This is a genomic window from Lewinellaceae bacterium, assembly GCA_020636105.1.
GTDB lineage: Bacteria > Bacteroidota > Bacteroidia > Chitinophagales > Saprospiraceae > BCD1.
This window is the reverse complement of sequence record JACJYL010000001.1, coordinates 2,651,927-2,674,338: the sequence shown is the minus strand read 5'-3', so window position 1 is coordinate 2,674,338 and position 22,412 is coordinate 2,651,927. Positions and strand designations below refer to the sequence as shown.

General features: G+C 44.3%; 16 protein-coding genes and 1 riboswitch. Of the genes, 11 read left to right on the top strand and 5 right to left on the bottom strand.

Annotation, left to right across the window (positions count from 1 at the left end):
- Positions 1-4: 4 nt before the first annotated feature.
- Positions 5-1,237, bottom strand: a complete 1,233-nt coding sequence (locus H6571_10050) for an HD domain-containing protein (GenBank protein ID MCB9324064.1) — start codon at positions 1,235-1,237, stop codon at positions 5-7.
- 107 nt (positions 1,238-1,344) lie between these two features.
- Here H6571_10050 and lnt point away from each other — a divergent pair, with 107 nt between their 5' ends.
- Positions 1,345-3,126: an apolipoprotein N-acyltransferase gene (gene lnt, locus H6571_10045; protein ID MCB9324063.1), complete on the top strand. Its 1,782-nt coding sequence runs from the start codon at positions 1,345-1,347 to the stop codon at positions 3,124-3,126.
- A gap of 2 nt (positions 3,127-3,128) precedes the next feature.
- On the opposite strand, the gene H6571_10040 is transcribed toward lnt, so the two are convergent.
- Entirely contained in the window at positions 3,129-3,446 is a 318-nt protein-coding gene (locus H6571_10040; GenBank protein ID MCB9324062.1) for a YbjQ family protein, read from the bottom strand.
- Between the two features lie 283 nt (positions 3,447-3,729).
- Between H6571_10040 and H6571_10035 the strand changes: the two genes are divergently transcribed.
- From H6571_10035 to H6571_10025, 3 genes are all read left to right on the top strand, one after another.
- Positions 3,730-7,968 (top strand): response regulator, encoded by a 4,239-nt coding sequence (locus H6571_10035; protein ID MCB9324061.1) that lies wholly within the window; start codon positions 3,730-3,732, stop codon positions 7,966-7,968.
- Positions 7,969-8,703: 735 nt separating this feature from the next.
- Positions 8,704-9,249, top strand: coding sequence for a T9SS type A sorting domain-containing protein (locus H6571_10030; protein ID MCB9324060.1), 546 nt, complete (start codon positions 8,704-8,706; stop codon positions 9,247-9,249).
- Positions 9,250-9,306: 57 nt separating this feature from the next.
- Entirely contained in the window at positions 9,307-11,100 is a 1,794-nt protein-coding gene (locus H6571_10025) for a DUF1566 domain-containing protein (protein MCB9324059.1), read from the top strand.
- Between the two features lie 99 nt (positions 11,101-11,199).
- Here H6571_10025 and H6571_10020 read toward each other — a convergent pair whose 3' ends face one another.
- Positions 11,200-13,524 carry a S9 family peptidase gene (locus H6571_10020; protein MCB9324058.1) on the bottom strand — a complete coding sequence of 775 codons (2,325 nt, stop codon included), beginning with the start codon at positions 13,522-13,524 and terminating at the stop codon, positions 11,200-11,202.
- Between the two features lie 361 nt (positions 13,525-13,885).
- Here H6571_10020 and H6571_10015 point away from each other — a divergent pair, with 361 nt between their 5' ends.
- The 4 genes from H6571_10015 (at position 13,886) to H6571_10000 (ending at position 18,001) form a co-directional block, all read left to right on the top strand.
- Entirely contained in the window at positions 13,886-14,779 is an 894-nt protein-coding gene (locus H6571_10015) for a hypothetical protein (protein ID MCB9324057.1), read from the top strand.
- A 177-nt stretch (positions 14,780-14,956) separates the two neighbouring features.
- Entirely contained in the window at positions 14,957-15,538 is a 582-nt protein-coding gene (locus H6571_10010) for a hypothetical protein (GenBank protein MCB9324056.1), read from the top strand.
- 633 nt (positions 15,539-16,171) lie between these two features.
- Positions 16,172-16,771: a hypothetical protein gene (locus tag H6571_10005; protein ID MCB9324055.1), complete on the top strand. Its 600-nt coding sequence runs from the start codon at positions 16,172-16,174 to the stop codon at positions 16,769-16,771.
- Between the two features lie 45 nt (positions 16,772-16,816).
- Positions 16,817-18,001: a beta-lactamase family protein gene (locus H6571_10000; GenBank protein ID MCB9324054.1), complete on the top strand. Its 1,185-nt coding sequence runs from the start codon at positions 16,817-16,819 to the stop codon at positions 17,999-18,001.
- Positions 18,002-18,020: 19 nt separating this feature from the next.
- Here the strand turns inward: H6571_10000 and H6571_09995 are convergent, their stop codons facing one another.
- Together H6571_09995 and H6571_09990 are read right to left on the bottom strand one after the other, a co-directional pair.
- The gene (locus H6571_09995; protein ID MCB9324053.1) at positions 18,021-18,626 is read right to left on the bottom strand and encodes an HAD family phosphatase; all 606 of its coding nucleotides are present in this window, start codon (positions 18,624-18,626) and stop codon (positions 18,021-18,023) included.
- An 83-nt stretch (positions 18,627-18,709) separates the two neighbouring features.
- Positions 18,710-19,579 (bottom strand): SDR family NAD(P)-dependent oxidoreductase, encoded by an 870-nt coding sequence (locus H6571_09990; GenBank protein MCB9324052.1) that lies wholly within the window; start codon positions 19,577-19,579, stop codon positions 18,710-18,712.
- Positions 19,580-19,761: 182 nt separating this feature from the next.
- Positions 19,762-19,863, top strand: a riboswitch (SAM riboswitch).
- 9 nt (positions 19,864-19,872) lie between these two features.
- Between H6571_09990 and metX the strand changes: the two genes are divergently transcribed.
- From metX to H6571_09975, 3 genes are read left to right on the top strand one after another with little or no spacing between them, the layout of a single operon-like run.
- Positions 19,873-20,976, top strand: coding sequence for a homoserine O-acetyltransferase (metX, locus tag H6571_09985; protein MCB9324051.1), 1,104 nt, complete (start codon positions 19,873-19,875; stop codon positions 20,974-20,976).
- 20 nt (positions 20,977-20,996) lie between these two features.
- Positions 20,997-21,146 carry a hypothetical protein gene (locus H6571_09980; protein ID MCB9324050.1) on the top strand — a complete coding sequence of 50 codons (150 nt, stop codon included), beginning with the start codon at positions 20,997-20,999 and terminating at the stop codon, positions 21,144-21,146.
- Positions 21,139-22,317 (top strand): aminotransferase class I/II-fold pyridoxal phosphate-dependent enzyme, encoded by a 1,179-nt coding sequence (locus H6571_09975; GenBank protein ID MCB9324049.1) that lies wholly within the window; start codon positions 21,139-21,141, stop codon positions 22,315-22,317. Before H6571_09980 ends, H6571_09975 begins: the two co-directional genes overlap by 8 nt.
- Positions 22,318-22,412: the final 95 nt, after the last annotated feature.

Genomic DNA, 22,412 nt, shown 5'->3' with positions numbered 1-22,412 from the left:
TGGGTTAAGGCCACAAAGAGGCAATGGCAAATACCGTTACGGCGGCAATGAGCCCGTACATAAAAACGCCGTAACACCAATGCAAAAGTTTATATTTTTTGGCCAGCACTATGCCGAGGAAATACAGGTCACGGGTCAGTGTGCTGTAAAGAAAGTCCGTGTCGGTAATCATTTCCATCATTCCATAATGAAAATCCTGCAGGGGCATTTCGTGGAAGTTTCCGAAAAACATTAAGTTGGAACGTCGCATCTTGATATCCTCCATCGTTACTTTTCCCGTAGTGATTTTCGGGCGCGTGGCCAGGATGGCCAGGGAAAGTGCTGAAAGACACACGATGAGTAAAATAATCGTAGGAATGATCAGTTTGGGATTGTCCCCAAATTTTGGAACCAGGTTGGAAATGATGATGGAAATGATGATCGCGTTGATACTCAGCATGATGTTGGCCTTGTTATCTGCCATGGAGCTTAAGTTCACGTGCGTCCGATAGGCGGTTCTAAACATCGTTTCTACTCCACGTCCCAGGTTAATTTGCTTGAGTTCAGGATTTCCGTTGGATGAAGCCGATTTTTTTTTCTTTTTTTTGTTTTGAGACAAACCTTCTTCTTCTATCATAATAGCCGCTAATTCAGGATGAAGCCTCCGCTTTTGTTTTTCTAATTGTCTGATGTGTTTTCTCTTCTGTTCTCCGAATAATCTTTCGCCCTCACCCGTTTGGTAGTGGTGGCTGAGCATGAAATTGAGTTCAAAGTCAACCCATTCAATATCAGTCATAATGGTGTCCCTGGTGAGTAAAAGTTCCTGCCGCACCCGCCCGCAGCGATCCCAATACAAGGCATTGCCCAGGTGGCTCAAATCTGCATCACATAAAATCGATTGCAGCTTGTTCATTGGGGTTTGAGGCATACGTGTAGACCGGATACAAGCCTTAATGGTTTGGATATCTTCTTCAGGTACATGATGGGCTTTAAGGAACTCCTCTGCGTATTGACAGCTACGATCCTCGTGGCCTTCAGACCCCTGGTCGTAACCTGTATCATGGAACCAGGCCGCTAATTGCAATAATATCACCTTATCCTCGGGAAGTTCATAAGCCTTAGCAATTTCGACTACTGCCTTGACCACATCATTTATGTGTTCAATAGAGTGAAATACGTAATCCCGGGAAATTTTTTTATCGAAATGTTCCGTGACTATTGCTGCTGCTGCTGTGACTATTGCTGCTGGTTGTTCCATATTTAATGAGTGCTAAGGTCAAAAAGTAGGCCGAAAATAAGAAATTTATTTATCTTTAAATTTGTGGATATCCGCTTATATTAAATAAAGGTATAAAAATAAAATAATTGAAAAGAATACTTCTTTTTGCCATGTTGCTCCTGGTTACAGGTTATGTGGCATACGATATGTGGCAATTGTCAGAAAAGGATCTTCTTTGGGGGCATCGTCCCTTATTTTTGCTGACGGCTTCATGGGGGGCTATCGTGTTGATAAGAGCCTGGCTGACCGAAAGACGCGGGTTTAGTTACAATTGGCGATATAGTGGTTATTCTGCGTTGACGGGGGCGTTGCTGGCCATCAGTTTTCCCGGGTTGCTGCCTGTACCCGTATTTATGTTTCTGGGGCTGGTTCCTTTGCTGATTATCGAAGATGAGTGGAGTAAATCGGAAGCAAAAGGATCGGGATGGAAGGTGTTCAGGTATGCTTTTAATGCTTTTCTTGTGTTTAATATCCTTACCACCTGGTGGGTCTCCAATGCTGCACTGCCTCCCGGTATTTTTGCCAATATAGCGAATGCCCTGCTGATGAGTACCGCATTTTGGTTATTTCATAAAACCAAAAAGGCCATACCCAAATTCGGTTATGTGGCGCTGGTCGTTTACTGGATTTGTTTTGAATACATGCACCTCAACTGGGACCTCAGCTGGCCCTGGCTCACTTTCGGCAATAGTTTTGCGCAGGTTCCCTGGTGGGTTCAGTGGTATGAGTTTACCGGAGTCTTTGGGGGGACCTTGCTGATTTTAGTGGTGAATATTTTGGTTTTTAAGTCCCTTGATCTTTACAAAAAGAAAGGGGTGATTCTGAGGCGTAATATAATTCAGATTGTGGCGCTAATTGTTCTACCGCTCCTGATCTCCCTGATCATGTACGTTCGTTATGAAGAAAAAGGAGAGGAGGTTCATGTGGTGGCTGTGCAGCCTAATTACGAGCCTCATTTCGAAAAGTTTAGCGTTCCGGAACCTCAACAGGTGGAACACTTCATCGAGTTGGCAGCAAGCAAAACGGATAGCCTGACCGATTACCTGGTATTTCCGGAGACGAGTTTTGAAAATTATATCGAAGACAGCGAGTTTAACGGCAGCCGAAGCCTGAACCGGGTCAGAGATTTTATGAAAAAATATCCCGGGCTTACCACCGTTATGGGGGCAAATGTTTATCATAATTTTGAACCCGGTGAACCGCTTACTGCTCACGCGCGAAAAATCGGCAAAGCCGGCAATGAACGCTATCTCGAAACTTATAATGCGGGGATAGAGTTGTCGCAAAATTCAAGGGTGGTTCCGATTCATAAAAAATCCAAACTGGTGCCGGGCCCTGAGATTTTTCCTTTTAAAAAATTATTATTTTTCCTGGAACCACTTGTGAATCAATTGGGCGGAACTACTGCCGGGTTGGGAACACAGGAAGGTTATGTCATTTTTGAGGGAGGTGCAGCGAGAGTGGCTCCGGCTATTTGTTATGAATCGGTTTACGGAGAATATGTCGGCGGTTATATCAGGAATGGCCACAATGCGGAATTGATCTTTGTCATGACCAATGACGGGTGGTGGGATGATACGCCGGGTTACCGGCAGCATCTTTATTTTGCTTCCCTCAGAGCCATAGAAACCCGTCGCGATGTTGTTCGGGCTGCCAATACCGGCTCTTCGGCTTTTATCAACCAGCGGGGAGATATTCTGCAAAAGACCGCCTATGATGTGCCTATAGCCATTTCAGGAATTATGCATAAAAATGACGAGATCACCTTTTACGTAATTTGGGGCGACATGATCGCCCGGATTGCCTTATTTCTTGCCATCTTCCTGTTGTTGAACACCATTGCCAAAACAGCGATGAAGCAGGGATAAAGCTAACGCTTTAGTCGGACAGCTGTACCGTAAGCCAGCACTTCAGACAATGTATTCATCACATTGGACGTCATAAACCGCACGTTGATAATGGCATCTGCATTAAGGGTTTCCGCATCGGCGATCATGCGTTTGATGGCTTGTTCGCGGGCCTGAGCCATCAATTTAGTGTATTCTGAAATTTCCCCACCGCCGATACTTTTAAATACAGCGGCCATATCACGGCCGATATGACGTGCGCGAACCGTACTGCCCCGGGCGATATCGAGTACTTCTGTTATTTCTTCTCCGGGGATGAAATCTGTTGTGGTAATGAGCATAACCTTAAATTGGAAAGGATGAAAAATTAATCCAGGAGATCCTCCTTTCATAACGTTCCGCCTTAATTATCTCTAATTCACTCAAGTTACGAATTAACTTTCGGATCCATTAATATCTGGATGGTAAAACTATATTTTTTTGATATAAAATCTTGTTATTAATGTGATAAAACAATATATTACCGTTCTGTTATTTTTGCAAAAGATGAAACTTTGACCGCAACAATTACGTAAATAATTGACACCCCGTTATCATGGCCATTATTGATGAAAAATCCAAAAATTGGGAACCAAGTTTTTTTTCATCGGGCTATTTTTCTTTCTTTTGGCAAGTGCCTCCTTCCTGCCGGCGCAAGACTATGTCATAAATGTTCAGCACTACGGTGTGGAGGAAGGACTTTCCCACCGATTTGTTCGCGAAACTTTTCAGGATAACCAGGGACTCATTTGGATCAGTACCGAATATGGACTGAATCGTTTTGACGGATACAACTTCACCTGGTTTACCAAAGAAAAAAATGGTCTTGCAAGTAACCTGATAAGAAAGGTCATACAGGAGCCTTCCGGCTGGTTATGGGTGTTTTCTGCCAAGGAAGGTCAGGAATTGGGGTGGAATTTTATTGATCTGCTTAACCCCTATACATTGGAGGTCGTTCCCTGGTCGGAAAGATATGCTACCTTTTCACCAGAGGCTATCAGGAAATGTCTTTCCGCTCCTGATGGAGAAATTTTTTGTCAATTGAAACAAGGAGCACTTTGGAAATTAGATGTTCACGGGCAATTGTCAAAAATTACCTTGCCCTTACTCCAAAATTTTTCGCTCCAATATATTTCGCAGGGAAAAACCCTTTGGGGTATTGAAAAAGAGGAGGATTCCGTCAACTGGATCGAGATGGATATTGAAGGGAGTATCTTGAAAAAGTTCAAACATTCTGTAGGGGCAATCCTGTATCCATTAGGGGAGGACAAAGCTGGCCGGTTTTGTTATGGCAATCGGTTTTTTTGGGAAAGTGTAGATTTTTTTTCCATTGATTCCCTGGGCAGGACGCATCCAATGGATTTAACGGGAAATGCTTCCGGACATATTGGGCCAAAAGATTTAACGGGGTATCAGCGCATGGATATCAATCCATTTGATCAATCCGTTTGGTGGATGTCTCCACATACTATTGGGGTGAAGTTTCCGAATACAGAAAAGATGCTATTTATTCATGAAGAATATCAGGGAGGTTATCCCGGTCACGTCCTATTTGATGACGCCGGTGCAGCGTGGTTGAGCAGACCCACAGGGATCTATCGCATTGAAGTAAAGCCTTCTAAGTTTAAAAATTTGCTCTATAAAAAATATCCAGACACCGGGGAGAACCCCCATGTACAATGCAGGGGAATTTTGGAAGCAGACGACGGCAACATTTTTATTAATGCTCAACATGGTACTTACCTGGTCACCCCGGAAGGAATAATACTCGATGATAATTTTTTGAATACGCCTGTTGATCTGACTATTGCTGGCCTGTATCGTGATCGCGCAGGGTACCTTTGGTTTGGAGCAGATAGTCCTGTTCGGAAAGATGCCTGTTCGAATGAATTGCATTATTACCCCAGGCCAGCTGCTTATCCGAAATTTAATACCTGGGCCATTTATCAGGATACTTCCGGCAGGATGTGGTTCGGAGGCCTGAACGGTTCTTTTGCGTATATGGACGTTGGAAAGGATACTTTGGAATTGTTTAATGATTACGCCGGATATGAGGAACTCAAAAAGGCTTCCATTCATTCTTTTTACGAAGATCATTTGGGTGGAATTTGGTTGGCCACTACCCAGGGACTTTATGCTTTGGATGTTAACCAAAAAAAGATATTGAATCACTATTCGACGGGAGGTGCCGGCCGGTTTTTTCTGCCCTATGACAATATCTATGATATTTACCAGGATAAGTCAGGAACATTTTGGCTGGCCACAGGAGGGGGAGGGCTATTGAAAATTCCGGAGGAAAGGTTGATGGAAGAGGATACAGCCTCGATTACTCAATTTACTAAAGCCAATGGTCTCTCTTCTAATGTTTTATATGGTATATACGAAGATGATTATAACAACCTTTGGATCAGCAGCGAGTATGGGATCATCCTATTCGACAAAACTACTGAGCAGTCAAAGGCATACCTTGTGAAAGACGGCTTACCGCACAATGAGTTCAATCGAATTTCACATTACAAGGCAAAAAGCGGAAAGCTTTATTTCGGGGGCCTGAACGGGGTCACTACTTTTCACCCACATGATTTTTTGACCAAAGAAAAACATAATCATACTCCTTTGGTTCTCCTGGATATACAACAGTTTGATAAACTGGAAAACCGTTTGGTGAATAAAAAGAAAAGCTTTGAACAGACGCAAAAAATAGTCCTTCGCCCGGGAGACCGGATGTTAAATGTAGAATTTGCCCTGTTGGAATATGGCGAATCCGACCGTATCCGTTATGCCTATAGGGTGGAAGGGCTGGATGAATCCTGGAATTTTTCACGTCAAAATCACCTCATGTTGACTGGCTTGCCTTATGGGAATTTTATTTTGAAAATAAAAGGACAGGCGGCCAACGGGGAATTTTCCAGCCAGCCATTGGTCATCCCCATTCAGGTGTTGAAGCCGTTTTATTTCAAAGGTTGGTTTTTAATACTCTCAGGCTTAGGGTTTATCTTAATCGGATGGGCCATTTTTAAAGTCCGGATTTTTGAACTTCAAAAACAAAAACGCACCTTAAAAAAAGCACTGGAAAAGCAAACCCGGGCTGTGCTCCATAAAAACCAATTGCTTTCCGAACAAACGGAAGAACTTCAACGGTTAGACAAGGTTAAGTCACGGTTTTTTGCCAATGTCAGCCATGAATTACGCACGCCGCTTACTTTGATTTTGGGGCCGGTAAAAATGGTTTTGAAAAGAAACCGGCTTGAAGAAAAAGATTTTTCATTATTGGAAAATGCCCGGCAAAACGGCCAAAACCTGCTCAAACTCATCAATGAGCTGCTCGACCTGAGTAAAATGGAATCCAATAAATTGGAGTTACATGAAACCCCCGTAACGCTCTACCCACTGCTTCGGCGTTATTGCTCGGCTTTTGAATCCCAGGCCCATGTTATGGGAATCTCCTTAACACAGGATTATCAGGCAAACGAAAACCTGGAAGTCCTGATTGACGAAGAAAAGTTTGAGAAAATAGTCTATAATTACCTGTCTAATGCTTTGAAATTTACGCCTAATGGAGGCAGCGTAAAAATTCATTTGGAAGAGCAAGAAAAGACATTATTACTTTCCGTTACAGACAACGGAAAGGGCATACACCCGGATGATTTGCCCAATATTTTCAAACGTTTCTTCCAGACCAGCCGACCGGATGCCCCGGCGGAGGGAGGAACGGGGATCGGCCTCGCTTTGGTACAAGAATTTGCCAGCGTATTGGAGGGAAAGGTTTGGGTGAAAAGTAAACTTCAAGAAGGCAGTACCTTTTATTTTGAATGGCCGAAAAAAGAGAGCCATGTAATGGAGAGGGAGGCATTGCCCATCAGCAATGACTTGTGGGGCATTAATCATGTAAGCAATGGAAATGTGGTGGGTGTTGCAGCTAAAATGGAATCGGGAACGAGGATATCCGAACGGGAAGTTGCGGAGGTGGTTACCATTGCAAATCAACCAGCTGAACGCCTGAGCCGACCGACCATTTTAGTGGTGGAAGATAATCCTGACATGAGCCATTATATCTGCCAGATACTGGAGCCTCAATTCAACTTAATGACTGCAGCAAACGGCAAGGAGGCTTTGCTCAGGTTGACAGAGCCGACCACTGCTCCCCAGCCATCGGCGGCTGTCAACAACCTTCCGGATATCATTCTCTCCGATGTGATGATGCCGTTGATGGATGGTTTCCAATTACTGGAGGTTTTAAAATCAGATAACCGCTACCGGCGCATTCCTGTGATCATGCTCACGGCCAGGGCAGATGTACAGGACAAACTCAAAGCCCTGCGTATCGGGGTCGACGATTACCTGCGTAAGCCTTTTGAGGAAGAGGAACTGTTGGTGCGTATTGATAATCTATTGGAGCGGTACCGGGAGCGGCAAGCTTATATCGAGGATTGTGCTCCGGAAGGGTTGACGAAAACCGAAGAGGTTTTACAACTCCCCGGATTTAACCACCCAACCTCCCCGGGAGAGGCCGATTGGCTGGAAGAACTGGAAACCCTGGTCAAAAAGGAAGTGCAGAACGACCTGCTCACGGTAGATTGGCTCGCCCCCAAACTGTTTCTCAGCACCCGCCAGCTCCGCCGCCGAATAAGATCACTGACAGGCCTCTCGCCCAGCCAGTACATCAAAGAAGTCCGTTTGCAGGAAGCACGCCGGATCCTCGAAGACCGGCAGGAAAAAACCGTTCAGGATGTAGCCTGGGCGGTAAGCTTCCGGGATTCGAAATACTTCTCTCAATTGTTCAAAGACCGTTTTGGTAAATTGCCTTCCGAGTATTTTTTATAAAATGATTTGAAATTTTCAATATTTTCAATAGTCATTTTTCCAACAAGAAAATCTCTAAGCGGGATACTATTTGCAAGCGTATTAAAAATTTCAGGTAAAATCAAATCTAACCCATGTACTAAAAGAGGGGATTTTTGTTTAATAGATGAAATTCAACCCACTTCGGGGTTGAAGATGGTTTTTTTCTCATCATTGGATTTCATCCCTTGTTATTAATACCTGCCGTCAGGCAGGTTGATTCCCTGTCGGGAATAGGTCAGGCGAATACCGGAAATCCTATGCTCTAATGGCTATACTATCAAAAAAAAAATGCCCAACGGGCATTAATTTCAATAACGCAGTATGAAATGCTGCGTTATCGAAAAACCACAAACAACCCTGAAATGGGTTGAATTGAATTTAACCTAATAAAGATAAACTTACCTATATACGGTAGACAACTTCAGGAGGCAGGCAGGTTCAACTGGAGCAAAGTCGAACGCAGCGATATCCCGACAGTGCTTACCACCAATATGTTCCCGTACCGACAGGTCGGGACCGCAACTGGATCAGCGCGACATCCCGCAAACCAGCAACCAGCCCCCCCATGTCCGTTTTTTCCACAAACATGTCCGTTTTTTCTGCCATGACACCCCCTAGTTTTGTCAGGTAAACCAGTAAAAAAAAATCGCATATACGGTTGACTGACTTTTTTCTGCTGGTATCTCCTTTTGTAAAAATCTAAAATAAACAGTTATGGAAAAGACCTGTAACACTTTAAAGCGCTTCTTGGTAACCCTGATATTTTTATTGATTACGGCCATGGGGTTGCTTGCTCAAACTGTTGAACAACGGTTGTTAGGGGTAAGCAGCGGCATTGTTCCAGTAAGTGATTTTCAATTGGAATGGTCGGTAGGAGAACTTAGCATAGAAGTTCTTCCAACAGCATTCGGCCAGTTGACAGAAGGTTTTATTCAACCGGAAATATTTGTTGACCAACAAAATTCTTCCGAATTAGAATTTGAACTTTTTGAATTAACTCAACAGTTCACTTTACAAGCCTCACCCAACCCTGTCAGTAATGACCTCTACTTAAAGTGGAGCCATTCGGATGCTGGCATAAATTACCTGAGTGTTTTCGATTTTACCGGCAAACTGATGGTTAAGGAAACCTTACCCGCAGGGGTGCATTACTGGAAGTTAGACATGAGTCAACTGCCGGACGGCTTGTATGTCATCAGTTATGTTAATCCGCAGGGAAAAAATGAAAGTAGTATTAAAGTTTTGAAAGCAGGAGAGTAGAATATTTTTTGTCCAAAAAATTAAGTTTTTATTGTTCATTAAAAATAACAAAACATAATGAAAAAAATAATATCAATTGCAGTGTTCAGCCTGATGATCTTCTCCTTTGTTTTTTCACAGATTGTACCTCAGGGTATGAACTTTCAGGCGGTTGCCCGGGATTCAAAAGGTCAGGTATTGGCTGATAAAGACATTACCCTAAAGATCAGCCTATTGGCGGAAGGCCCGTCAGGAAAGGTAATTTACAGTGAGATCCACGATGTGACTACCAGTAATCTGGGGCTTTTTAATATCATTATTGGAGAGGGTGTGGCTGGCATAGGTGTATTCGAAAAAATCGCATGGAGCCATACTTCTGTTTGGATGGATATGGCCCTGGAAGAAGGCGATGAATTTTTATCCATATCCACAACGCGTTTACTTACAGTGCCTTACGCATTTCATGCAGGAACGGCGGGAGAGGTGATCGGAAATAATCCGACCGAAAAAGCTATTACCTTATATTGGAAAACGTTGGGAAATACTGGAAACAACCCTCAATATCATTTTCTGGGAAATATAGATTCAAAAGACCTGCCATTCAGAACCAATAATTTGGAGCGCATGCGCTTATTGGCAGGTGGGGATTTGCAGATGACGGGCAATAATATCAAAAATCTTGGAGATCCGGTTGATCAGCAGGATGCTGCAACAAGAAACTATGTTGATTTGGTAGGGTTAACGCTGGAAAATCTTATTGAAACACATACTGCTGCTGACGGTGATCTTGATCCGACGAATGAGCTGCAGAAATGGAGCAATCTTCCTGGTATTCCAGCTGGTTTTGCAGATAACACCGATAATGTCGATGATGCGGATAATGATCCGACGAATGAGCTGCAGAAATGGAGCAATCTTCCTGGTATTCCAGCGGACTTTTCCGATAACACAGATAATGTGGATGATGCAGATAACGACCCGACGAATGAGCTGCAAAATTGGAGTAGTCTTCCCGGTATTCCCGCAGGGTTTTTAGATGGCACAGATAATGTGGATGATGCGGACAACGATCCGACGAATGAGATTGAAACCTGGAGTACTTTATCTGGCATTCCTGCCTATCTTTTGGATGGGGATGATGTGGATGATGGGGACAACGATCCGACGAATGAGCTGCAGAAATGGAGCAATCTTCCCGGTATTCCAGCTGGTTTTGCAGATAACACCGATAATGTCGATGATGCGGATAATGATCCGACGAATGAAATTGAACTGCCAACGAATCCACAAAATGGTACGATGGCCTATTATAATGGAGGTGCCTGGCAGGTTGTGGCACCGGGGAGCCACGGTCAGACACTTACATTTTGTAATGGCGTACCGACATGGGGACCGTGTAATTTGGCCATAGGGGATTTCTATGCCGGGGGCATCATATTTTATTTGGATGCAAGTGGGCACCATGGGCTGGTAGCCGCTCTATCAGATCAAGACTATAATGGGGATTTTACGGGCGCCTGGGGTTGCGAAGGTACTTATGTAGGGGCCGGTAGTTATTCAATAGGGAGTAACAATACTACAGCTATCCTTAATGGATGTGGTGAACCAGGAATAGCGGCAAGGCGTTGTGGTGATTATTCGGTGACGGTAGATGGAATACTTTATGACGATTGGTTTTTGCCTTCACGGCAAGAGCTTTTCCTAATGTATCAGCAAAAAGATATTATTGGCGGTTTTAGTAACTCAAGCTATTGGTCCTCTACGGAAGTTAACAGCAATTGGGCGTGGATATATGCCTTCGACGCTGGTTATGCTTACTATGGTAATAAAGGAGCTAACTACATGCGCTGTCGAGCAATCCGGGCTTTTTAAAATTTATCTACCAGCCTGCTTCTGTTAAGCAGGCTGGTTTAACGGTTTATTTAAAACCAGGTAAACGATCGATTTTTATATTTTCCATCCCAACCCTGGTTAATTCGATTTATCCTTCACCTTCGGTCTCGGACTCATCTTTGGATTGGAAGACCCTTCGTTTTGTGGCGGAGAAGCCTTTGTCTTTTTCTTCATTTCTTCCCGAGGCACTACCCGCACCGGCCCGGTGTTTCTATCGGGTCTGGTTGCTTTAGATTTAAGATTTTCCAGAATAAAATCCGTCATTTTCTGGTACAGGTGCAATCGGGAAGTGCCTCCGTAAATCGAGTGGTTTCTGTTCGGATAGAAATAGGTGTCGAATTGTTTGTTGGCTGCGATCAGCGCATTCGCCATTTCCACGGTGTTTTGAAAATGCACGTTATCGTCGCCCATGCCGTGAACGATGAGGTATTTGCCTTTCAGCTGGTCGGCAAAGTAAATCGGCGAGTTGTCGTGGTAGCCGCTGGGATTCTCCTTAGGGGTGCGCATGAAACGTTCCGTGTAAACGGAGTCGTACCATTTCCAGTTGGTGACCGGCGCCACGGCGATGGCCGCTTTAAAGACATCATTGCCTTTGAGGAGGCAAAGCGATGACATATAACCCCCATAACTCCATCCGAAAATGCCGATGTTGTCGGCATCGGCATAAGGCAGACTGCCGATGTATCTGGCCGCTTCGATCTGGTCGATGGTTTCGTATTTACCCAGTTGTAGGTAAGTCATTTTTTTGAATGTTTCTCCCCGGCCGCCCGTTCCACGGTTATCGACACAAACGACGAGGTATCCTTTTTCGGCCAGCATCTGGAACCACCAGTAATTTTGCCCTTTCCAGCTGTCGGTCACCTGCTGGCTGCCGGGACCTCCATAGAGATACATAAATACAGGGTACTGACGATTTTCATCAAAAAAAGCCGGTTTGATCATCCATCCGTTGAGGTCCACCCCTTCGCTGGTCTTGAAATCAAAAAACTCCACGTCGTTGATGACATAATTTTGCTGTTTGGTTAAAAGATCGACATTGTCTTCGAGCACACGAACCTGTCTTGCCTGGTCATCAAAAACAAGATACACAGGAGGCGTATTGGCGGAAGAAGAAGTCAGGACAAAATAATCAAACGTACTGCTGAACTGGGCACTGTTCCATCCGGGGTCGCCCGCCATGGTTTGCTTTCGTTTGCCATTTATGCTCATGGAATAGACCTGGCGCTCCATCGGGGAGTCTTCTGCAGCCTGGTAGTACACCAGTCCTTTTTTTTCATCTATGCCGTAAAACTCGGTCACTTCCCATTGGCCGCTGGTGAGCTGTCTTTCCATCTTACCATTCATATTGTAGAGGTAAATATGGTTCCATCCATCCATTTCACTGGTCCAGATAAATTGGGTGTTGTTTTTCAGAAAGGTGAGGTTGTCATGAATGTTTATGTAGTATTTGTTTTTCTCTTTGAGCAGGAGAGAAGTTTTTCCTGTTTTGGCTTCAGCCAATAACAGGTCCAGTTCATTCTGGTGGCGGTTGAGTCTGGTTACGCAAAGTTTTTCAGGATCCTGGGTCCATTTGATTCTTGGAATATAGTGGTCTTCATTCAATGAAGTGGCTACCGGAATGGTCACGCCCGATTTTAAATCAAAGATGTGTATGGTTACCTCGGCATTTTTTTCTCCGGCTTTAGGATATTTGAAAGTGATGTATTCCGGGTAAGTATCGTCGTGGTAATTGGTGTAGGTAAATTCCGGCACTTCACTTTCGTCAAAGCGATAAAAGGCAATGCGGTTGCCATCAGGGGACCATTCAAACCCGCGGCTGAAGTGAAATTCTTCTTCATAGACCCAGTCGGTTGCGCCGTTGATGATCTTGTTTTTTGCTCCGTCTGTTGTAATTTGGGTAACCCTTTCGTTGGTGAGGTCCTTTAGATAAAGGTTGTTGTCAAAAACAAAAGCCACCTTGTCTGCCTGTGGATTAAAAGTGGCATACATGATCTTCCCGTCGGAAAAAACGGGGTCCATAGATTTCTTTATGATGTCGTAAACAAAAAACATGGCCCGGGTGGAACGTCTGTAGATGGCCTCTGATTCAGATTTGATCAAAATTTTGGATTCCTCCTCACTAAAGGTATAATCATTTATTTTACCATTAAAACCAGACGCGCTAACGGTTGTCGGGTCGAAGATAGTGGCCGTATTTTGCCCATTTAGCAGGTCGTATTGCTGGACTTTATTGTCTTCCGTGCGGGTATAATGTCTGCCATCTTTTTGAAAATTGAAACCGGGCACTCTGTTTTCGGTAAAGGTGTAATCCTGCCATATTTCTTCCAGGGTGATGAGTTTCTGCGCCTGGAGATTAAGGGAAGTGCCTAAAAAAAAAGTAAGCCATAAAATCAAGTTCTTCATATGTAAGTTTTTCTGTTAATGGAAAAGCAGGCCATTTGTTTTACCCCGGGAAACCTGCTTGAAGGTATAATAATGAGGTGAAGCAATTGATACTACCAAAGATAACAAGATTTGAACTTGTAAAATATTTTGGGCAGCATTTATTGTAGGCCAACCGTTTTGTCGATAAGCTCAAATACAGTAATAATTTTTTAAAACAGGCCTGGAATATAAAAAAAGTTTATTTTTGCGAAATTTTTTGTTACTCCCGGTGCTTTCTTCCGTCATATGAAAGCAATAAAGATGAAAATGAAATCGTTTCTCGTCTTGAATGTAAAATTGTATTTAATTTTTTGAAAAATATCAAACAACACATTTAGTTATGCACAAATTATTCGCTAAAATTGCAGCCATTGCAATTCTTTTTTCAGTATTCACCGTAACAAGCTGTACTGAAGATCCTATAGTAACAGACCCAAAAGGACCATCAATCAGTTTTGTATCTGAAGCAGGTTACCTTGATGGCGACGCAGAATTACAGGCAGGAGAATCTTTCAGCGTAAAGGTTGCCCTGACACAGGGAGATGAGGCCCTCAAAACGCTTACCATCTGGGCAGGTTCCACTAAATTGGACAACGCCGACTTTTCCATTGTTGGAGTGACTTCAAACAACCCTCTTTTGATCGTTGGTGGTGGTGATGTAACTTATGACATTACGATCAATGCAAAAGATGTTGTAGGCGAGGTAACGACCTACGCTTTTGAAGTATCTGATGAAGCTTCAAGAACCTCAGAAGTTTCTTTGGCCATCACTATTGCTGCGCCATTGACTACACCTACCAATGTATCTTATTCAGCGGTGGTATTGAACAACTTCTCAGGACCAGATTACGGTAGCCTTGATCTCGATACAGGCGTGGCAGTTGCTTCTTCCAATACAGACGGAGATATTCGCGATAATGGTATTGATTTGGGACAACCAAACGCTACCAACTGGATTCAGAAGATCCATCCGGTGAACGGAGCTACCATGAGAATTCCTGACGCAGCCCAGGTGGAGAATTTCTCCTTTGCTAACGCTGACACAAGGGAAATGCTCGAAGCGGCGTGGGATACTGGAAATAGTGTGACAGAAACTGCGAAACTTGCCGTAGGTGACCTATTCATGGTATTACTTGGAGAGGACTACTACCTGGTTGAAGTGGGAGATATTTATGTAGATGCTGTTGCCAATGGAGACTATTACACCTTGAACGTAAAAGGAAGTAAGAAGTAATTCTCTTTCTCTGCAAAAACAAAAAAAGGGGCTGGAAATTTTTTCAGTCCCTTTTTTTTATGCATGGTTTCTGTTTACACATGCATTATTTGTACTTTTGCATGGAACCGCTGCCATGCCCTCGGTTGAGGGGACAGGGTCGATTCATAGCCAAACGCTCTTAAAGTACAAATACCGATGATGAAAAAGCGCTTCTTAATTTTTGCCCTGGTTTTATTGGGATACCATACCTCCTTTTCTCAATGTGAAATCATTATCGATGCCGTTGATGAATTTGATAGCACGAAGGTCATTTCGGCACAGATCGTCTCTTTCGGCTACCTGGTGCCCAGTAATTTTGAGACCGTGGACGGTCCCCTGCTCATCGAGGAAGCCAAAATGCTCTTTTCTTATACCGAATCAGATAGTATCAATGCTTTTATTATGACTATCGCAGTGCCGGAATTTAAATACCAGCCGGTAGAATCCGGATTTAATGTGTTGTTCAAAATGTCCGACAGTACCGTTGTGGAAGCCGTTTATAATGTGCCGAGTAAAGGCGTTTTTGATAAACGCATCAATATGCAGGTTTACCAACATGCCCTGATCATTCCTTTTGAGTTGTTTTTCCGTTTGACAGAAGCTAAAATTGAAAAAATACGCATCAATTACCCAAAACAAAAACGCACCTTCCATCTTTCCGAAGAACAGCAACAGGCGGTCCTTGAAGCCATCAGGTGTGTAGGGGAGGCATCGGGGTATTATCCGTTACGGCCTTAGAAGTAAGTGTTAAACAACCAATAAAAATTAGAATGATTAAGAACACTTCTGAATTCTACCCCTGCCTTCATGTAGTCAGCAGGCGGGTTGGATATTGGATACCTTGCCTGCTGCCGCAGTAAGGCAGGTTCTGCGGTTCTGCCGCTTATGTTTAAACAATAAGATATTTTGCCCAATAAAAGAATTTACCCGATATTGAAAAGGAGTTAAACAAATCAATCAGAGCCGCAGAATACTGGATTGAATTTTATATTGAAAATTAATTGCCGAAGCGTTTTAAACATAGGGGCCAAAAAAATTTTTTTATATCTGAATGGAGTTTTTTTATACCCACTTATCTCATTGTTTTTTTGCCGAAAAAAGACTAATATGCACCTGTTGTGCCGCTTGTTGTATCTTAAGGAAAATAAAAAGGGTGCATGGCGAAATATTGGAAGTCTGAGGAGTAATTATCGGTGATAAAATAAAAACACCGTCTTTTTTCTTTCGGATTGAATAAAAAACGGCTGTACCCATCTGGCAAAATTTGCTAAAAAATAAACCTTCACCCGACAGGACTTTCTTGACGCCATTTTTCATCCGGCATCAGCGCCTGATTTCCCGTTTGGCACTCTTGCCCTCAAAAGCCTTTATATGAAAAACAAAATGATCCTGTTGCCGGCCATGCTTCTTTTCTTCGGCCTGAACCATCTGCCGGCACAGCAAAATCAGCGTTTTCCGATCACCGTCACCGTCTTTAATACGGCAACCTTATTGCCCGGAAGTGCAAAACTCGGTGTTTTTGGCATTCCGGTTCATCCCGGCCTAACCCTTGGTACTGAATACACTTATAAAAAAGGCCCAAAACACGAGATGTTCCAGACCCTCCGGCTGGGGTATTTTTATCACCGCTATATCCAGCATGGCATACAATTGTACTCGGAAATTGGGTATCGTTATCATTTTAATACTTCATGGGATATCGGGACACGTTTGGGGATGGGATATTTGCATGCTTTCAATGACAGGGGACAGTTTGAGATCAATGATAAAGGGGTTTATGAAAAACTACCCAACACCGGTCGTCCCCAATTCATGGGGGCATTCAGTCTCGGGCCCGGATATACCTTTAGTAATGAGATGCGCGTATTCCTGCATTACCAGTTTGCTTTGCAGTTGCCGTTTATCAATGAATACGTTCCCGTGATGCCAAGTTCCAATGTACACATCGGGGTGACCATCCCGTGGAGGTAAATCCTTTTCTTCGCAGGCAAATTGATCCACCAAAAAGAAAAAAACATGCAAAAGATATTTTTAACCATAACATTTTTCGCCCTTTGGGGCCTTCTGTTCAGTTGTAAGGAAGATGAAATTGTTCCTACAAAAAGTTGTAGCATTGATTTTGTGGATACCAGTTCCGTTCACCCCAAAGCGACTTTATTCCAATCCGTAATAGACGAATACACCCAAAAAGGTTTACCGGGCATATCCCTTCTCGTTCGGGATGCTTCCGGGTTATGGGTAGGCGCTTCCGGAATGGCTGACATAGAAAAAGGCATTCCGATGGAACCTTGTCATGTTTCCAAAGTGGCCAGTGTTACGAAACTTTTTATCGGAGTATTGGTGATGCAGGAAGTTGAAAAAGGAGTGCTCGGCCTGGATGATCCCATTGCACAATGGTTGACTGACGAAGATATTAAAGACGTCGAAAATGCAGACCAGGTGACCCTTCGCCAGTTGCTCAACCATACCAGCGGCATCTTTGATGTCATCACCGATAACAATTTCTATCTCGCCGTTTTGAACGATCCGGGTAAATTCTGGACGCCCAAAGAGCTGTTGAAATTCGTTCGCAACAGGCCCGCCGTTTTCCCACCGGGAACAGACGTTGAGTATTCCAATACCAACCTGTTGTATGCATCCATGGTGCTCGAAGCCGCCACAGGACAATCTCATGCTAAATTGTTGCGCGACAATATTCTAACCCCACTTGGGATGAATAACAGCTATTACCACTGGCACGAGTCCCTGCCGGATTTTGTGGCCCAGGGTTATTTTGACCTGTATAACGACGGAACCATCCTGAATCTCTCTAACCTGAATACAGGAAGTGGTAACGGTTATGGAGGACTTTATTCCACTGTCCATGATATGAAAACGTTTATCGAGGCCCTGCTGGTCAAAAAGTCTTTGATGTCACAAGCTTCTTTGGATATCATGACGACGATCACCACGGGCAGTTTTAGTGAAGATGAGCTGTACGGGGTGACCATCAGGAAAGATTTTCTCAACGGAGCTCCTGATGCTTACGGATTAGGTCACCGCGGACGGGATCTTGGGTATACGGCTGATTTGTTTTACTTCCCCAATCAGGATATTACCATGGCTTATCTGATCAACTACGGTACGGATGCCAAGAGTAGTCTTCGCGAGGTGTTTTACGATTTTAGGGAGGCCATTTATGAGGCGATGATAGAGGAGTAGGCCCGCCAATTCATCCAAATCACAATAAACCTCGTTTTTTAAGCTGACCTCGTAACTGCTGTGGTGAGGTGAAATGCCAGCCTTCCAGCCCAAGATTATTGGCGGCGATAATATTATCCTTATTGTCGTCGATAAAAACTGCTTTGGAGCGATTGATGTCATAACGGTCCAGGAGCAATTCGTAGATTTTTGGATCGGGTTTGACCAGATTTTCTTCTCCGCTGACCAGGATACCTTCAAAAAGCCCCAGGAAATCATACATGCTTTGGGCAATGGGGAAAGTTTCTGCGGACCAGTTGGTCAGGGCGACCAATCTGGCTTTCCCATTGGAGTGGAGCGTTCGCAATATATCGACGGTCTCATGGATGGGGCCACCCAGCATTTCCACCCAGCGCTCATAAAAGGTAAGGATTTCTGTTTTGTATTCCGGGTATTGATCAATGAGCAGTTGGTTGCCCTCCGCGATGGGGCGCCCGGCATCCTGGGCTTTGTTCCAGGAATCCCCGCATATTTCAGTCAGGAAATGTTCCATTTGTTCTTCATTCTCAAATATTTCCCGATATACATACCGCGGGTTCCAGTCGATGAGTACTCCGCCTAAGTCAAAAATAACCGTTTCGATCATTGGGTTGAATTTTTAAGTTGTTTAAGTTTTTTAAGAGACTGTTCAAAGTTCCATGTTCAAAGTTCAAATGAAGCATCGCAGCATCAAACCATCGCAGCCTTCTCCCTGGCCAGCGTTTTTTTCATGCTTTTGTGGAACATATTATCGATCCAACGATCAGGAACAAGGGGCAGCAGTCGGAAGAACCATTTCCGGTCGGTGATCAGGTACCTGGCCCGTGGATTTTTTATAGTCAGGGTTTTGTGAATCAATTCGGCTAAAATTTCCGGTTCAAGGGCACTTGCTGCTGTTCTTTCAGTCCGTCGGGCGGTTTGCCTGAGAAAGGGGGCGTATTCCGTTTCTAATAGTTCGGGATCAATTTCTGAACTTTTGCTCCAAATAGGCGTTTTGATCGGCCCCGGTTGCACAAGAATGACCTTGATGTCGTGCAGCAATAACTCGCGTCTCAAACTGTCGGAAAGGGCTTCCACCGCGAATTTTGAAGCCGAATAGGCCCCGAGTAAAGGAGAAGCAATAATTCCCGAAACGGAGCCGATATTTATAATCCTTCCGGGATTACTTTTGTACTTTTTTTGATGGCCTCCCAACAGCGGAAGAAAAGCTTGTGTGGTTCGGATCAGCCCGGTGACATTCACATTCATCTGGTGTTCAAAAGATTCCATGCTGAGGTATTGCAACGGACCGGCCACTGCGACCCCCGCATTGTTCACCAAACCATAAAGACCTTCTTCACCCACTATAACCTGCACCTTTTCGAATCCTTTTTTCACTGCTTCAGCATCCGTAACGTCAAAAATGACGAATTGAAACGCACTGCCCAACTCTTTTTCCAGCCGTTCCCCGTCACTTTCTTTCCGCACACTGCCGATCACTGAAAAACCTTTTTCAATCAGAACTTTGGCCAAAGTATACCCTATCCCGGTGGAAACTCCTGTGATTAAGACGTAATGCATGGATTTTGATTTTGATGCTGAAATATTGATGACGGCAAAGGTACGCGGAGCGAGGTCTTTCTGCAAATGCAAAGAGATTAATCACCAAGTTTCCACTAAAAAGACGGCTATACTTTGGAAAATCCCAATAATCCCAATACTTTTGCACATCGATTCATTTTTTCAATTCGTTTGAGAAATTGATTCTATAAAGAAGGGCGGAGAGAACAGGCTCTATGAAACCCTGGCAACCTGAGCTTAAGTGAAAAAGGTGCCAATACCTGCCATTATAGGAATGATAAAATCAATTTGTCTTGAAAAAATTACACATCAGCGAGCCTTTTGTGCTCGAATCCGGTGAGGTGCTTTCGCCTCTCGAAATCTCTTATCATACTTTTGGCACTTTGAATGCAAAAGGCGACAATGTCGTATGGGTTTGTCATGCCCTTACGGGAAATTCCAATCCATTGGAATGGTGGCCCGGCGTCATTGGGGAAGGAAAGGTTATTGACCCGGCCAAAGATTTCATCGTTTGTGCCAATACCCTGGGATCCTGTTACGGCACTACCGGGCCTGCTTCCATTGACCCGGAAACGGGAAAACCCTACGGAGAGCATTTTCCTTTCATTACCATACGAGATATGGTCCTGGCCCAGCAAAAACTCCAGAAGTACCTGGGAATTAGCGAAATCTACCTGGGCATTGGAGGGTCTATGGGCGGACAGCAATTGTTGGAATGGGCTGTCACCGATCCGTCACTTTTTAAAAATATTTGCCTGTTGGCGAGCAATGCCCGGCATTCGGCCTGGGGCATCGCTTTTAATGAAACCCAACGCATGGCGATCACGGCAGATCTGTCCACGAAGGAAGGTAAAATGGAAGCCGGAAGGAGAGGGCTGGAAGCGGCGCGGGCCATTGCCATGCTTTCTTACCGTACTTACGATGCTTATGAAGGTTCCCAGACGGAACTTTCGGAAGACATTACAGACAACTTTAAAGCGAGTTCATACCAGCGTTACCAGGGAGAGAAATTCTGGAAGCGTTTTGACGTTTATGCCTATTTGATTTTGAGCAAGGCCATGGACAGTCACAACATTGGACGAGGCAGGGGCGGTATTGAACAGGCCCTCAAAAGAGTGACCGCCAAAACGCTCGTTATCGGCATTCGTACAGATGTGTTGTTCCCGGTTTCGGAACAGCAGTTAATTGCCCGGCATATTCCGGATACCCGATTGGAGATCATTGACAGTCCCTACGGGCACGATGGTTTCCTGATCGAAGCAGAGGAAGTTTCCAAACGAATACAGCAATTCAGGGAAGGCAGGTTCACCGGGAAGGAGGATCACCCGAAGCCTTCTACCGGAAAATCCACAGAATCCTTAAAAAACTGGGCCTTGCCGGGAACGGAAGACTTTTAAAAAAATAAAAAGTAAGTATTATGCAAGAAATGTTAACCGCATTAATAACCAAAGAATTCCTTGCGCTCTTTGCGCCTTCTTTGCGACCATTGCGGTTAAATTTTGCGTTAGCAATTACTTCAAAAACAGAAATTATTTTAACAGAAGCATTAAACCTATATCATGCATAATAAAAAACATCCAGCGACCAACGCCATTCACCAACAGTCAGAGCGCACCCAATACCGTGAACACAGCGTTCCATTGTACCTGACCTCAAGTTTTGTATTTCCATCGGCAGAAATTATGGCAGACACTTTTGCAGGAAATACAGAAGGCCAGATCTACTCCCGGTATAGTAATCCGAATACAGATGAATTGATCAGTAAGGTTTGCGCTATGGAGGGCGCTGAAGACGGTTTTGCGACCTCCACCGGGATGTCGGCGGTTTTTGCGAGTATTGCGGCCTTCCTGGAAAGTGGTGACCATATAGTGGCTTCCAAGGCCATCTTTGGGTCCACCCACCAGTTATTGATGGTCATCTTTCCGAAATGGGGCATTACCACCACTTATGTCGATCCTGTTGATGTGGATAGCTGGGAGCAGCATATTCAGCCCAACACAAAAATGATCCTCCTGGAAACCCCTTCCAACCCCGGGTTGACCCTGGTGGATTTGGAAAAAGCGGGTCAACTGGCCAAAAAACACGGCCTCATTTTAAATGTGGATAATTGTTTTGCCACATCGGTCAACCAACAACCCATGAAATTCGGGGCGAACCTGGTGACCCACTCCAGTACCAAATTTATGGACGGGCAGGGGAGAGTATTGGGAGGAATCGTCGTGGGCGATAAAGCGCTGATCGAAAAGATAGTTTATTTCTGTCGCCATACCGGGCCGTCCATGTCTCCTTTCAATGCCTGGATTCTTTCGAAAAGCCTGGAGACTTTGTCTTTACGGATGGAGCGACACAATGAAAATGCCATGCAACTGGCAAAGTTCCTGGAAAAAGCCGAAGGTATTGAAAGTGTGATTTATCCTTTCCTGCCTTCCCATCCGCAATACGAACTCGCCAAAAAGCAAATGAGCAGCGGTGGCGGGTTGGTGACCTTTGAATTAAAAGGCGGCATTGAACGCGGGCAAAAGTTTCTCAATGCACTGAAGATGTGTTCCCTGTCCCCCAACCTCGGCGACAGTCGTACCATCGTAACGCATCCTGCCTCAACGACTCATTCCAAGCTGACAGAAGAGGAAAGACAGGCGGTGAATATTACCCCCGGGCTGGTAAGAGTTTCTGTCGGGCTGGAACATATTGATGATATTTGGGAGGATGTACGTCAGGCTTTGGAGGCGTCGGAATGATCAAATTTTTTTTGGAAAAGATTTTTAAAATGGGTGTACCCAAGGGATAGGTTGACGCACTTAAGGGATTATCAATTACTATCTGCACCCATTTT